Source organism: Pseudomonas sp. BN505 (assembly GCF_029873175.1).
Lineage (GTDB): Bacteria > Pseudomonadota > Gammaproteobacteria > Pseudomonadales > Pseudomonadaceae > Aquipseudomonas > Aquipseudomonas putida.
In genome coordinates this window covers 289,452-302,111 of sequence record NZ_SSOI01000070.1, presented here as the reverse complement: position 1 = coordinate 302,111, position 12,660 = coordinate 289,452, and the positions used below count along the sequence as shown (strand labels likewise).

Sequence of the window (12,660 nt, the reverse complement as noted above, 5' to 3'; positions counted from 1 at the left end):
CCTTGTGCTGCGAATGGGGCGCAAAGCGCCCCCAGATTCTCAGCGCCCCATCATCTCCCGAACCATACGCTGCTGCTCCAGGATCTCGCGCTGGCGCTGGTCGATCTGCGACGCCAGCGGGAAGTTGCCGCCCGCCCGGCGCTTGGCGTAATCCAGCTGCTGGATCGCCTGGTCAAAGTCCCCTACCAACGTGAAGAACTCGGCTCGAGCCCGGTGCAAGCCAATGGTATTGCCCGACAAACCCCGCACTTCAGCCATGTCGTACCAGACGTCCGGGTCATCCGGCCGGCTCTTGATCAACTCGTTCAATATCTTCTCCGCCTCGGCCGGCTTGCTCTGCTTCACCAGCAGATCGGCACGCACCTGTTTAAGCGGGTAGTTGCCCGGGTACAGCCCCTGCATCCGTTCGGCCCGCTGCTGCGCGTCGGCAAGGCGGTTGTTGGTGATATCCAGGTCGATCTGCGCCAGGTTGTAGGTGATGTCGTTGGGGGCCTTGGCCAGCAACGGCTTCAGGTTTTCGCGCGCTTCGTTCAGCTGGCCGCCCTTGATTTGCGCCAGGGCCAGGCCATAGCGTGCAGCGTCAAGTTTCGGGTCTTCGTCGAGCTGGGAGCGGAAGCGCTTGGCTGCCAGGCCGGGTGTTTCTTCATAGGTCAGGGCCACGCGCGCGCGAATCAGCTGATAGCGCTGGCTGTCCTCGACACCGCCCTTGGGCGCCTGTTCAGCACGGTTGCGGGTGTCAGCGATACGCGATTCGGTCACCGGGTGAGTCAGCAGAAATTCCGGCGGCTTGGCGCCGTAGCGGTACTGCTGCGCAAGGCGTTCGAACATGGTGGGCATGTTGCGCGGGTCGTAACCGGCCTTTTCAAGGTTCTGGATGCCGATGCGGTCGGCTTCCTGTTCGTTCTGCCGCGAGAAACGCCGCTGTTCCTGGATTGCCGCCGCCTGGGTGCCGGCAATCATGCCGATACCCGCATCGCCAGCGCCACCGGCAGCCAGCACGATACCCGCGAGCAAAGCCGCCATCATCGGCAGTTGCATGCGTTGCTGGGCTTCGACGCCGCGGGCGAAGTGGCGTTGCGACAAGTGCGCCAGTTCGTGCGCCAGCACCGAGGCGTATTCGCCTTCGGTGCGGGCATTGAGGAACAGGCCGCCGTTGACCCCGACGATGCCGCCGGGGGCCGCGAAGGCGTTGAGTTCACGGCTGTCGATCAGGATGAATTCCAGGCGCCGGTCCTGCAGCTGGCTGGTTTCGGCCAGGCGGTACACGGTAGTCTCGACGTAGTCCTTGAGCTGCGGGTCGTTCAACTGGTTGACCTGGCCACGCAGCAGGCTCAGCCAGGCACGGCCCAGTTGATGCTCCTGTTGCGGCGAGACGATCGCAGAGCTGGCGTCACCCAGTGATGGCAGGTCGTCAGCATGGCCGGGAAGGGCCATCAGGCAGGCCAGCGTCAGCAGGGTAGGGCGCAGTAGATTCATGCACGAAGCTCGCGTCGGTCAAAGATACCTACTGTAGCGGGCTCACACGTTGGCGACCAGTGGCGCTATCCTAGCCGACCCTGTGAAGCAGCAACCCGGCAATGCCTTTGGAGAGCCCGCGATGAGTGACACCCTGACCTTCGACGCCGAACTGGACGCCAGCGGGCTGAATTGCCCTTTGCCGCTGCTCAAGGCCAAGATGGAGCTCAATCGCCTGGCCAGCGGCGCCGTGCTGAAGGTGATCGCCACCGACGCAGGTTCGCAGCGCGACTTCCGCACTTTCGCCAAGCTGGCCGGTCATACCCTGCTGCAGGAAACGGCTGAGGCCGGCACCTATACCTACTGGCTGCGCAAGGCCTGAGTCTTTTCCAAGGATCGTCAATGTTCAAAGTGCTTCGCGACTGGATGCACCGCTACTTCTCCGATGAAGAAGCGGTAGTGCTGGCGGTGCTGCTGTTCCTGGCTTTTACCGCTGTGCTCACCCTGGGCGGCATGCTCGCACCGGTGCTGGCGGGCATGGTGCTGGCGTTCCTGATGCAGGGGCTGGTCAATGCCCTGGAGCGGCTGCGGGTACCGACCCGGCTGGCAGTGATGCTGGTCTTTGCCCTGTTCATGGGGGCGCTGGCGGTGTTCATGCTGGTGCTGGTGCCGTTGCTGTGGCACCAGCTGATTACCCTGTTCAACGAGCTGCCGGGCATGCTCGGCAAGTGGCAGTCGTTGCTGTTGCTGTTGCCCGAGCGCTACCCGCACCTGGTGTCGGACGAGCAGGTGCTGCACGCCATCGAGTCGGTGCGCGGGGAAATCGGCAAGTTCGGGCAGTGGGCGTTGACCTTTTCGCTGTCGAGCCTGCCGTTGCTGGTCAACGCCATGATCTACCTGGTGCTGGTGCCGATTCTGGTGTTCTTCTTCCTCAAGGACCGAGAACTGATCGGCCGTTGGGTCAGTGGCTACCTGCCCACCCAGCGCGCCTTGCTGAACCGGGTGGGCAGCGAGATGAACCGGCAGATTGCCAACTACATTCGCGGCAAGGGCATTGAAATCCTGATCTGCGGCATTGCCACCTACATCGCCTTCATCAGCCTGGGGCTCAATTACGCCGCGCTGCTGGCGCTACTGGTGGGGCTGTCGGTGGTGGTGCCGTATGTGGGCGCGGTGGTGGTGACGGTGCCGGTGACACTGATTGCGCTGTTCCAGTGGGGCTGGGGCGACCAGTTCATCTACCTGATGACGGTGTACGCGATCATCCAGGCGCTGGATGGCAACGTGCTGGTACCGCTGCTGTTCTCCGAGGCCGTGAGCCTGCACCCGGTGGCGATCATTTGCGCGGTATTGCTGTTTGGCGGGTTGTGGGGGTTCTGGGGGATCTTCTTCGCCATCCCGCTGGCGACGCTGATCAAGGCCGTGCTGGATGCCTGGCCGCGCCGGGAGCCTAGCGTATCGCCGCTGCTTTGATGCAACTGGGGCCGCTTTGCGGCCCATTCGCAGCGCAAGGCTGCTCTTGTAAAGTCATGCGCAGCCCCTGTAGGAGCAGCCTTGTGCTGCGAATGGGCTGCAAAGCAGCCCCATCAATTTCAAGCCTTGTCCAAGGCCTGGGCAGCAGCCAGCACGGCATCCACATGCCCAGGCACCTTAACCCCGCGCCATTCCTGGCGCAGCACACCGTCCTTGTCGATCAGGAAGGTGCTGCGGTCAACGCCCATGTATTCCTTGCCGTACAGCTTCTTCAGCTTGATCACGTCGAACAGCTGGCACAGGGCCTCGTCCTTGTCGCTGATCAGCTCGAACGGGAAGCCTTGCTTGGCCTTGAAGTTCTCGTGCGACTTGATGCCATCGCGCGATACCCCGAACACCACGGTGTTGGCTGCGGCAAAGGCGTCGTGATGGTCACGGAACCCCTGGCCTTCGGTGGTGCAGCCCGGCGTGCTGTCCTTCGGGTAGAAGTACATCACCACTTGCTGGCCTTTGAGCTCGGCCAGGCTGACGGTTTGCCCGCTGGTGGCCTGGGCCTGGAAGTCGGCAACGGGTTGGTCGAGTGCTACAGCCATGGTCGGTTTCCTTACATTGGGTTCTGTGGACGCCAAGGCTCGATCAGCGCATCGAGGTTGAGGGCGTCGGCAAAGTCCAGGAACTGGTCACGTAGCCAGCTGATCTGGGTGCCGGCCGGCAAGATCACCGTGAATTGGGCGTTGAGCATGCTGCTGCCGGTCTGCGGCGCCAGGTAGGTGTCGCAGGTCATGGCTTCAAGCTCGACGCGGTGATCGAGGAAGAACTGGCACAGCTCGTTGATGATGTCCGGGCGGTAGGCGGCACTGACATAAGCCACGTACGGCAGGGCCTGCGGGCGCACTTCCTGGTCGGCGCTGCGCACCACGTCCAGGGTCAGGCCGTGCTTCTTGCCCAGGCCCGGCAGGGTGGATTCGAGGCGCGCCAGGGCGTCCCAGCTGCCGCCTACCTGCAGCACCAGGGCGCTGGTCTCGCCATGGCGGCTCAGGCGCGAGGTGACCACCGCGCAGCGGTTTTCGAAGGCGGCGCGGCTGAGGACGTTGGCCAGCTCCATGGGATTCGGTCCCAGGGCACTGATGACAAGGAATTGTTCGCGGACAGTGGTGGGGGTGGACATGCAGCATTCCTAAAGCGATGAGCGGTCGGTGCAGGACGGTCAAAAGCCTCCTGTCGGCAGGGCCCGGGGCTCGCATGCGAGGTCTTGGACGCTGGCGGGGAGCAAGGTCGACGGCCCGGCGGGCCGCGCTGCACCGATCAAAGGGTCAAGGGTAGCGAAATAAGGCGCCGAGGGGAATGCTCCGCCCGCCTGCTTCGCTTGTGCAAGGTCGATGCCCCCAGTACCATTACCGCTCTCTTTTTCCGGCAGGAGCAGTTACATGATTGCGGGCAGTATGGTGGCATTGGTCACACCCATGGATGCACAAGGGCGTGTTGACTGGGGCAGCCTCGACAAACTTGTAGACTTCCACCTGGAAAACGGCACCCATGCGATCGTCGCCGTCGGCACCACCGGTGAGTCCGCCACGCTGGATGTCGAAGAGCACATCCTGGTCATCAAGCACGTGGTCGAGCGCGTCAAGCGCAGCAGCCGCAGCGTACCGGTCATCGCTGGCACCGGCGCCAACTCCACTGCCGAAGCCGTGCACCTGACCCAGAACGCCAAGAGCGCCGGTGCCGACGCCTGCCTGCTGGTGGTGCCGTACTACAACAAGCCGACGCAAGAAGGCCTGTACCAGCACTTCAAGCACATTGCCGAAGCCGTCGACATTCCGCAGATCCTCTACAACGTACCCGGCCGCACCTCCTGCGACATGCAGGCCGAGACCGTGATCCGCCTGTCGACCGTGCCGAACATCATCGGCATCAAGGAAGCCACCGGCGACCTGGTCCGCGCCAAGGCCATCCTCGATGGCGTCAGCAAGGACTTCATCGTTCTGTCCGGCGATGACCCGACTGCCGTCGAGCTGATCCTGATGGGCGGCAAGGGCAACATCTCTGTTACTGCCAACGTCGCCCCGCGCGAAATGGCCGATCTGTGCGAGGCCGCCCTTGCGGGCGATGCCGAGAAGGCCCGCGCGATCAACGAAAAACTCATGCCGCTGCACAAAGACCTCTTCTGCGAAGCCAACCCGATCCCGGTGAAATGGGCGCTCGTCGAAATGGGCTTGATGCAAAAAGGTATTCGCCTGCCACTGACCTGGCTGAGCGAAGGCTGCCACGAAAAAGTCCGTACTGCCTTGCGCCAGTCCGGCGTACTGGTTTAAGAGGAAGTACACCGCATGAAGCGATTGGCTGGTCTTTCCGCCCTTGCCCTGATTATCTCCAGCACCAGTGGGTGTGGCTGGCTGTGGGGCGAGGATGGCTATTTCCGCGACCGCGGCAGCGATTACCTGCAGGCGCATCCGACCGCGCCGATGCAACTGCCGCCGGACGCTAGCAACGTCAAACGCCTTGACCCGCTGCTGCCGATCCCGCGTAACGTCGCTGACGACAACGTCGCTGGCGAGTTCGAAGTGCCGCGCCCGCAGCCGTTGACCGGTGGCGCCGCCCAGGTAACCGACTATAGCCTGCAGCGCAGCGGCAGCAGCCGTTGGGTACTGGCCCAGCATTCGCCTGCCGAGGTGTGGCCAGTGGCCCGCCAGTTCTTCGAGGATAATGGCTTCCGCATTGCTGAAGAGCGCCCGCAGACCGGTGAATTCAACACCACCTGGCAGCGTTTCGACGAACTGTCGGCATCGCTTGGCCAGCGCCTGGCCAGCACCGCCAGCAGCGGTGACAGCGAAGTGCGCGTCCGTGTGCGCATGGAGCCTGGCGTGCAGCGCAACACCTCCGAGGTGTACGTGGTCAGCGTCGAGCGCCCGGCCGGCAGCACTGTCGAGCCAGGGTTCCCGTCCACGTCCAGCAACACCGGCGCCGATGCCCTGCTGGTCGACGAAATGCTTGCCAGCATGAACCGCAGCGCCGAGAAAGGCGGTTCGGTGTCACTGTTGGCCGCGCGCGATTTCGACGCGCCAAGCCGCGTCAGCCTGAGCGAAGACGGCAGCGGCAACCCGGTGCTGTACCTGGGCTCCGACCTGGATCGCGCCTGGTCTGGCGTGGGCCGTGCCCTGGAGCAGGGTGGCGAGTGGCGTGTCGAAGACATCAACCGCAGCCTGGGCCTGTACTACATCAACCTGTCGGAAAAGCCTGACGACAAGCAGAACCAGCCTGGCTTCTTCGGCCGCATGTTCGGCAGCGAGCCGACCAAGGAAGAGCGTGAAGCCCGTGCCGAGCGCTATCAGGTTCGCCTGAGCAAGGTGGGTGAGAGCGTGCAGGTCACGGTCGAGAAAAACATCAACACCGTGGCTCCGGCCGATGTCGCCCGCCGCGTGCTGAGCGCCATTCAGGACCACCTGGGCTAAGTGCGCTTCGCGGTACTCGGAAGCGGCAGCCAAGGGAACGGCACGCTGATCGCCAGTGGTGACACGTTCATCCTGGTCGATTGCGGCTTTTCCCTGCGTGAAACCGAGCGGCGCCTGGCGCTGCTCGGCGTTTCGGCGGCCCAGCTCAGCGCGGTACTGGTCACCCACGAACATGCCGACCACGTGCATGGGGTCGGCTTGCTGTCACGGCGCTACAATGTACCGGTCTACCTCAGCCAAGGGACTTTGCGCGGCATGCGCAAGCCGGTGGAGGTGGCCGGTTTTCTCGCGTGTGGCCAAAGCCTGCGTATCGGCAGCCTGGAAGTGACCGCAGCGCGGGTCGAGCACGACGCCTACGAGCCGCTGCAATACGTGATCAGTGACGGCCAGCGGCGCTTCGGCATGCTGACCGACCTGGGCTCGTACGACGCACTGTTGCTGGAACGTTACCAGGGCCTGGATGCACTGCTGATCGAGGCCAACCACTGCCGCGACCTGCTGGCACGCGGTCACTACCCGGTCTTCCTGAAGCAGCGGGTAGGCGGCATGCAAGGGCATTTGAACAATCACCAGGCCGCGCGCCTGGTGCACGAGTTGGGCTGGAGCAACCTGCAACACCTGGTGCTGGCCCACCTCAGCAGCAAGAACAACCTGCCACACTTGGCCCGCCAGTGCTTCGTCGACACCTTAGGGTGCGACCCGGACTGGCTCCAGGTGGCGAATCAGGAACACGGGCTCGACTGGCGCGAAATCGCCTAGCCCAACACCTCAAGCAAGCGGAGCCCAATCATGGAAAAACGCGACGAACTCTACCGCGGCAAGGCCAAATCGGTTTACAAGACCGACGACGCCGACCGCTTGATCCTGCTGTTCCGTAACGACACTTCGGCGTTCGACGGCAAGCGCATCGAACAACTCGACCGCAAAGGCACGGTGAACAACAAGTTCAACGCCTTCATCATGCAGAAACTGGAAGAAGCCGGCGTGCCGACCCAGTTCGACAAGCTGCTGGGCGACAACGAGTGCCTGGTGAAGAAGCTGGACATGATCCCGGTCGAATGCGTAGTGCGTAACTACGCTGCCGGCAGCCTGGTCAAGCGCCTGGGCGTGGAGGAGGGCATCAAGCTGGAGCCGTCCACCTTCGAACTGTTCCTGAAGAACGACGAGAAGGGCGACCCCTTCATCAACGAATCCCACGTTGTCGCGTTCGGCTGGGGCACCGCCGAGCAGCTGGTCGAAATGAAAAAGCTGTCGCTGAAGGTCAACGAGGTGCTGACCAAGCTGTTCGATGACGCTGGCCTGCTGCTGGTCGACTTCAAGCTGGAGTTCGGCGTATTCCACGGCCAGATCGTGCTGGGCGACGAGTTCAGCCCGGACGGCTGCCGCCTGTGGGACAAAGAAACCCGCAAGAAGATGGACAAGGACCGCTTCCGTCAGGGCCTGGGCGACGTGATCGAAGCCTACGAAGAAGTTGCCAAGCGCCTGGGCGTGCCGCTGTAAGCGGCGCGTTCACGCAAGCGTCTGATACCACGCGATTTTTTTTAAAAAAAGGTTTGCGTTTTAAAAGAACGCTGGTATGATGCGCGGCATTGGAGAGATGCCGGAGTGGTCGAACGGGACGGATTCGAAATCCGTTGTACTGGCAACAGTACCTAGGGTTCAAATCCCTATCTCTCCGCCATACAAGATCAAGCCCCTGAAAGCGAAAGCTTTCAGGGGCTTTTTCGTTGTGCCTTACTTTTTCATCATTCCTAATTCAGCATCATCCAGCAGCGCCTTGGCCATCGCGCTGAGGTAGTGCGAGGCCCAAATCAGTTTCTGGTCGCCGTCCATCAGGCCGGTGATGATCAGGTCGCGCACGTAGCCCATCAGTTCGGAGGCCTGTTCGCGGGCTTCCTGGCAGGGGATGCCGGGTTCGATGCGGAACAGCGGGTGGGTGTGGTTTTCGCCTTGGTAGAAACAGGTCTTGCCGACTGTGGCGGGTTCTTGTGTGTTGTCGGTGGGCATTGATTTGTTTCCCTGGGTTCTGGGTTGCCTGGGCTGGCCTCTTCGCGGGTGAACCCGCTCCCACAGGTGCTGTGCAGTGCCTGAGGGCGGAGATAACCCTGTGGGAGCGGCTTTAGCCGCGAAGAGCAAGCGGGCTTGCTGGTCTCCAAGGTCGAGTCGCCGGAAGAGGAATCTTTTTACAAGAGTGAGCGTCCACGGCGTGGAACTGTGCCGAGGGGCCAGAGATATCGCTGGATGATGTCGTTCAATTCTACTCGGAAACCCTGGCTTTGCTGGATGCAGGTTTCTTCAGGGGGCGTATCGACCAGTTGAAACCTACCGAAGTGCTTTTCGCCAGAGCTGTGTCGGAGCTTGGCGATGGGCCTTATGCGGTAGGTGATATCGCCAAGGCCATGGGCCGAACCCAATCGTCACTTGGCCCCATAAGAGCCAAGGTCATCGCCAAAGGCATGGCCTACAGCACCGATCATGGTGTGCTGGATCCCACCGTACCGCTTTTTGCAGAGTTCATGCGTCGCCAGAGTTGACCCACAAACTGTGCCGCGGCCTTGCTCAGCGCATCGCCGCCAACTTGATACCAAACCCTACCAGACAAGCCCCTGCCAGCCGCTCGAACAGATGACTGATTCGTGGGTTGGCGCGCATGCGTTCAGCCAGCTGATGGGTCAGCACCACGGCAATCAGCCCATACGCGAAGGTCACCACCGCCACCGTCGCAGCCATGAAACCGAACGTCACCAGCCCCTGGTGCTTCACCGGGTCGACGAACAGCGGGAAAAACGCCATGTAGAACATGATCGCCTTGGGGTTGAGCAGGGTGATCATCATGGTCTGGCGCAGGTACTGGCCGTTGTCCATGCGGCAGGCGTGGGCAGCACCACCGGGTTTGCTCAGGAGCATGCGCAGGCCCAGGTAAGCCAGGTACGCAGCGCCGGCCCATTGCACCATGTGGAAAGCCGTAGGGTAGGTGGCCAGCAGGGTGGCGACGCCCGCTACTGCCAGCCACAGCAGCACCTGGTCACCCACGATCACCCCAAGTGTCGCAGCCAGGCCTGCCTTGATACCGCCCTTGCCGGTGGCGGTGATCAAGGCAAAATTGCCCGGGCCGGGGATGGCCAGCAGAATGATGAAGGCGATGACGAATGCGCCGTAGTCGGTGACGCCGAGCATGGTGAGTTCCTGTTGAGCATGGCGAAGGCAGTGCCCTGAACTATCGTCGCCAAAGGCGCGCTTTTCAACCTGTTGTTGCACAATTACAACGAACTTGTGCCAGGTACGACTTGGATCCAATGGGTAGAGTCTGTATCATCCCGCGGCCATCAGAAGATGGCCGAAGATGATTCATTTAAAGGACTTTGTATGAAAAAGCTGTTCAAGGCCACCGTAGCCGTTGCTGTTGTCTCGGGTGTTGCCCTGCTGTCGGGTTGCACTGGCCAAGTTTACAACCAACCGAAAAACTGCACTTACGACTACCTGTTCCACCCTTCGGTTTCCATCTCCAAGATCATCGGTGGCTGCGGCCCGATCGATAAACTGCCTCAGCAGCAGTAATCTTGGCGGTACCCTGATCGCGACGCTTGCGACGTGATCCAAGGCCCCCGGTCATGTAAATGGCCGGGGGCTTTTGTTTGTGGGCCACTTACCAGCGCAGCGACACGGTTCCCAGCAGCGTGCGCTCTTCACCCCAGTAGCAACGGCCGGCGTTGTTGCAGCCTGCCACATACTCTTTGTCGAACAGGTTGCGGGCGTTGACTTCGACCGACCAGTTTTCGTCGATTTCATAGCCCACCTTTGCATCCACCAGCGTCACGTCACCGGTATCCAGCTTGCCGTACAGGCTTGCCGGGGTATAGGCGAAGGTACTGTCGAAGTGGCGCACGCCGCCACCGATCTGCAAGCCTTTGAGCAGGCCGTCACGGAAGCGATATGTGCTCCACACCGACGCCTGGTTGCGTGGCACGCCGGTCATCTGGTGGTCTTCATACAGCGACCCGGCCACGTCCTTGGTAATGCGCGAATCGGTGTAGGTGTAGGCGGCGGTGAGGTTGAGGTTTTCGCTCAGGTCGCTGTTAAGTTCCAGCTCCACGCCCTTGGCCCGGCTGGCACCGATCTGGCGATAGTCACCCACGGCGGAATCGAACAGCACATCGTCCTTCTTGCGCAGGTCGTACACCGATGCGGTGAAGGCGGTGTTCCAGCCTGTGGGCTCGTACTTGATACCCACTTCGTACTGCTCGCTGGTAGTCGGGTCCAGCGGGCCGCTCTTGCTTTCGGTCTGCTGGGTCGGGGCAAAAGCGGTGGAGTAGCTGAAGTACGGCGACAGGCCGTTTTCAAACTGGTACATCACCCCGGTCTGCCAGGTGAACTTGCTGTCCCAACTGTTCATGTCGGCTTGTGCGTTAAGGGTGCCGGCTTTGTTGCGGAACTGGCTGTTGACCCGGTCCAGTCGCCCGCCCAACAGCAGCACCCAGTTGTCCACCTTGGTTTGCAGCTGGCTGTAGAGGCCGTACATGGTCTGATCGAGCAAGGCGTTCTGCACATGCAGGGGCGTGCTTGGCTTGCCGTTCCAGGCCGGGTTGAACACATTGATGGTGCCGCCATTGCCCGCGTCCCAATCCTGGTTGAACGACGTGCGGTCCAGGCTTGCTCCGATCAGGAAGGTATGGTCGAACGCGCCGCTGGTGAAGTGGCCTTCGAACTGGTTGTCCAGCGAGTAGGCGATGGACTTGTTGTAGCGGTCGTAGGCCGTGTTGCTCAGGGTGGTGCCGAAGCCGCCGTTGTTCAGGCTGCCTGGCCACGTTTCCTGGCGGTCGATGCGCGACTGCATGTAGCGCGAGTTCTGGCGGAACTGCCAGGTGTCGTTGAAGCGGTGGCTGAACTCGTAGCCCAGGCTCCAGGTTTCCCGTTCGAAGTTGTCCCAGTCCGGGTTGCCGGACAACTGGTCCTTGTCGATCTTGCCGTTGGGGTTGCGCAGCAGGGTGCCAGCGGCCGGGTAACCAAGCTCCATCAAGGTGCGGTCGCGCTGGTAGGTGGCCAGCAGGGTCAGGCTGTTGAAGTCGTCGAAGTTCAAGGTCAGCGATGGCGCGATGTACATGCGGTCATCGGGCTGATGGTCGACCTGGGTGTCGGACTTGCGGCCCATCATCACCAGGCGGCCGAGAACATTGCCCTCATCGGTCAGCGGGCCGGAAACGTCGACGCCCAACTGGCGGCGGTTGTGCGAGCCGTAGCTCAGTTGCACTTCGCCGCGCGCGTCGGCAGTAGGCCGTTTGCTGACCAGGTTGACCACACCACCCGGGGCGTTTTCGCCATACAGGATCGAAGTCGGGCCGCGGAACACTTCCACCCGCTCCAGGCCGTAGGGCTCGCTGCTGGTGTCATACCGGTTGCCCTGCACCCGCAAGCCATCGCGCAGCAGGCCATAGCCATAGTCGGTGGCGTTGAAGCCACGGATGAAGAACAGGTCACCCGCTTGGCCATCACCGCCGGCAAACGGCGGTGAGAAAATACCTGGTACATAGCCCAGCACCTCGGTGAGGGTTTGCGATTGCTGGTCATCCATGCGCTGGCGGGTTACCACCGAAACCGAGCGCGGGGTGTCGGCCAGGGCGCTGCTGGTTTTGCTGGCGGTGGCACTGGCGACGGCGCGGTAGCCGCTATCGCCCTGGCCGTTGCTGGCGAGCAGGGTAGCGGCGTTGATCGACGTGGCATCCAGTTGCAGGGCGGTGCCATCGGCAAGCGGTTGCAGCACATAACCCGCGCTGCCTTGGGGCACGGCTTGCAGGCCGCTGCCCTGCAGCAGCCGGGCCAAGCCTTGGGCGACGCTGTAGTGGCCTTGCAGCCCCGGGCTGGTCTTGCCGGCGGCCAGTTCGTTGCTGCCGGCCAGGTAGATGCCGGCCTGGCTGCTGAACTGGTTGAGGGCACTGGTGAGCGAGCCGGGTGCGATGTTGAAGCGGGTTTCGGCGCTGGCCGCCTGTTCGGCGTGGGCCTGGCTGGCGGGCAACAGCAGTGGGGCGGCGGCACACAGCGAGAGGGGCGCGGCAAGTGCCAGGCGAAGCGCGGGGTGGAAGGGCGTCGGCATGCTGGTCTCTGGGATCGAAAGGGTGAGTTGGGAGGGCTATGCCGGGTTAACCGAACGAGATTGGAAAAAGGGAACTGGTTTGGCAGATTTTTATGGGTTGGCGCGGATGTACGTGGGTAGCACCATCACTCAGGCTTCCGCGTCCCTGTGTAGGAGCAGCCTTGTGCTGCGAAGAGGCCACTGCAGCCAAAG

Annotated in this window: 14 protein-coding genes and 1 tRNA gene; 9 read left to right on the top strand and 6 right to left on the bottom strand. The window is 62.2% G+C overall.

What is annotated here, in order from left to right:
- Positions 1 to 39: 39 nt before the first annotated feature.
- Complete coding sequence (locus E8E78_RS27940; protein ID WP_049278115.1) at positions 40 to 1,476, bottom strand: M48 family metalloprotease; 1,437 nt, start codon at positions 1,474 to 1,476, stop codon at positions 40 to 42.
- Positions 1,477 to 1,597: 121 nt separating this feature from the next.
- Between E8E78_RS27940 and E8E78_RS27935 the strand changes: the two genes are divergently transcribed.
- Entirely contained in the window at positions 1,598 to 1,837 is a 240-nt protein-coding gene (locus E8E78_RS27935) for a sulfurtransferase TusA family protein (protein ID WP_049278117.1), read from the top strand.
- Positions 1,838 to 1,857: 20 nt separating this feature from the next.
- Positions 1,858 to 2,928, top strand: coding sequence for an AI-2E family transporter (locus E8E78_RS27930; protein ID WP_016498338.1), 1,071 nt, complete (start codon positions 1,858 to 1,860; stop codon positions 2,926 to 2,928).
- Positions 2,929 to 3,047: 119 nt separating this feature from the next.
- Here E8E78_RS27930 and E8E78_RS27925 read toward each other — a convergent pair whose 3' ends face one another.
- Positions 3,048 to 3,521, bottom strand: a complete 474-nt coding sequence (locus tag E8E78_RS27925; RefSeq protein WP_049278119.1) for a peroxiredoxin — start codon at positions 3,519 to 3,521, stop codon at positions 3,048 to 3,050.
- Between the two features lie 11 nt (positions 3,522 to 3,532).
- A complete protein-coding gene (locus tag E8E78_RS27920) occupies positions 3,533 to 4,096 on the bottom strand; it encodes a glycine cleavage system protein R (protein ID WP_016488638.1) in 564 nt (187 codons plus the stop codon).
- 259 nt (positions 4,097 to 4,355) lie between these two features.
- Between E8E78_RS27920 and dapA the strand changes: the two genes are divergently transcribed.
- The 5 genes from dapA to E8E78_RS27895 all read left to right on the top strand — a co-directional run bounded on the left by dapA (position 4,356) and on the right by E8E78_RS27895 (position 8,061).
- Positions 4,356 to 5,243, top strand: coding sequence for a 4-hydroxy-tetrahydrodipicolinate synthase (gene dapA, locus E8E78_RS27915; protein ID WP_016498340.1), 888 nt, complete (start codon positions 4,356 to 4,358; stop codon positions 5,241 to 5,243).
- A gap of 15 nt (positions 5,244 to 5,258) precedes the next feature.
- Positions 5,259 to 6,380 carry an outer membrane protein assembly factor BamC gene (gene bamC / locus E8E78_RS27910; protein ID WP_049278120.1) on the top strand — a complete coding sequence of 374 codons (1,122 nt, stop codon included), beginning with the start codon at positions 5,259 to 5,261 and terminating at the stop codon, positions 6,378 to 6,380.
- Positions 6,381 to 7,139 carry an MBL fold metallo-hydrolase gene (locus tag E8E78_RS27905; RefSeq protein WP_016488635.1) on the top strand — a complete coding sequence of 253 codons (759 nt, stop codon included), beginning with the start codon at positions 6,381 to 6,383 and terminating at the stop codon, positions 7,137 to 7,139.
- 30 nt (positions 7,140 to 7,169) lie between these two features.
- Positions 7,170 to 7,880, top strand: a complete 711-nt coding sequence (purC, locus tag E8E78_RS27900; protein WP_016498342.1) for a phosphoribosylaminoimidazolesuccinocarboxamide synthase — start codon at positions 7,170 to 7,172, stop codon at positions 7,878 to 7,880.
- A 91-nt stretch (positions 7,881 to 7,971) separates the two neighbouring features.
- Positions 7,972 to 8,061, top strand: a tRNA-Ser gene (locus tag E8E78_RS27895).
- A 53-nt stretch (positions 8,062 to 8,114) separates the two neighbouring features.
- On the opposite strand, the gene E8E78_RS27890 is transcribed toward E8E78_RS27895, so the two are convergent.
- Positions 8,115 to 8,387 (bottom strand): DUF3077 domain-containing protein, encoded by a 273-nt coding sequence (locus E8E78_RS27890; protein ID WP_049278123.1) that lies wholly within the window; start codon positions 8,385 to 8,387, stop codon positions 8,115 to 8,117.
- 269 nt (positions 8,388 to 8,656) lie between these two features.
- Here E8E78_RS27890 and E8E78_RS27885 point away from each other — a divergent pair, with 269 nt between their 5' ends.
- On the top strand, positions 8,657 to 8,914 hold the full coding sequence (locus E8E78_RS27885) for a hypothetical protein (RefSeq protein WP_053092300.1): 258 nt from the start codon (positions 8,657 to 8,659) through the stop codon (positions 8,912 to 8,914).
- Between the two features lie 25 nt (positions 8,915 to 8,939).
- Here the strand turns inward: E8E78_RS27885 and E8E78_RS27880 are convergent, their stop codons facing one another.
- The gene (locus tag E8E78_RS27880; protein ID WP_049278125.1) at positions 8,940 to 9,557 is read right to left on the bottom strand and encodes a LysE family transporter; all 618 of its coding nucleotides are present in this window, start codon (positions 9,555 to 9,557) and stop codon (positions 8,940 to 8,942) included.
- Positions 9,558 to 9,746: 189 nt separating this feature from the next.
- Between E8E78_RS27880 and E8E78_RS27875 the strand changes: the two genes are divergently transcribed.
- Complete coding sequence (locus E8E78_RS27875) at positions 9,747 to 9,938, top strand: YhfL family protein (protein ID WP_003254720.1); 192 nt, start codon at positions 9,747 to 9,749, stop codon at positions 9,936 to 9,938.
- 88 nt (positions 9,939 to 10,026) lie between these two features.
- Here the strand turns inward: E8E78_RS27875 and E8E78_RS27870 are convergent, their stop codons facing one another.
- Positions 10,027 to 12,468: a TonB-dependent siderophore receptor gene (locus E8E78_RS27870; RefSeq protein ID WP_049278127.1), complete on the bottom strand. Its 2,442-nt coding sequence runs from the start codon at positions 12,466 to 12,468 to the stop codon at positions 10,027 to 10,029.
- Positions 12,469 to 12,660 lie beyond the last annotated feature (192 nt).

Bases quoted from the DNA above. Each gene is read 5' to 3' on its own strand.
- E8E78_RS27940 (WP_049278115.1), bottom strand. From the start codon at position 1,476: ATGAATCTACTGCGCCCTACCCTGCTGACGCTGGCCTGCCTGATGGCC.
- E8E78_RS27935 (WP_049278117.1), top strand. From the start codon at position 1,598: ATGAGTGACACCCTGACCTTCGACGCCGAACTGGACGCCAGCGGGCTG.
- E8E78_RS27930 (WP_016498338.1), top strand. From the start codon at position 1,858: ATGTTCAAAGTGCTTCGCGACTGGATGCACCGCTACTTCTCCGATGAA.
- E8E78_RS27925 (WP_049278119.1), bottom strand. From the start codon at position 3,521: ATGGCTGTAGCACTCGACCAACCCGTTGCCGACTTCCAGGCCCAGGCC.
- E8E78_RS27920 (WP_016488638.1), bottom strand. From the start codon at position 4,096: ATGTCCACCCCCACCACTGTCCGCGAACAATTCCTTGTCATCAGTGCC.
- dapA (WP_016498340.1), top strand. From the start codon at position 4,356: ATGATTGCGGGCAGTATGGTGGCATTGGTCACACCCATGGATGCACAA.
- bamC (WP_049278120.1), top strand. From the start codon at position 5,259: ATGAAGCGATTGGCTGGTCTTTCCGCCCTTGCCCTGATTATCTCCAGC.
- purC (WP_016498342.1), top strand. From the start codon at position 7,170: ATGGAAAAACGCGACGAACTCTACCGCGGCAAGGCCAAATCGGTTTAC.
- E8E78_RS27890 (WP_049278123.1), bottom strand. From the start codon at position 8,387: ATGCCCACCGACAACACACAAGAACCCGCCACAGTCGGCAAGACCTGT.
- E8E78_RS27880 (WP_049278125.1), bottom strand. From the start codon at position 9,557: ATGCTCGGCGTCACCGACTACGGCGCATTCGTCATCGCCTTCATCATT.
- E8E78_RS27875 (WP_003254720.1), top strand. From the start codon at position 9,747: ATGAAAAAGCTGTTCAAGGCCACCGTAGCCGTTGCTGTTGTCTCGGGT.
- E8E78_RS27870 (WP_049278127.1), bottom strand. From the start codon at position 12,468: ATGCCGACGCCCTTCCACCCCGCGCTTCGCCTGGCACTTGCCGCGCCC.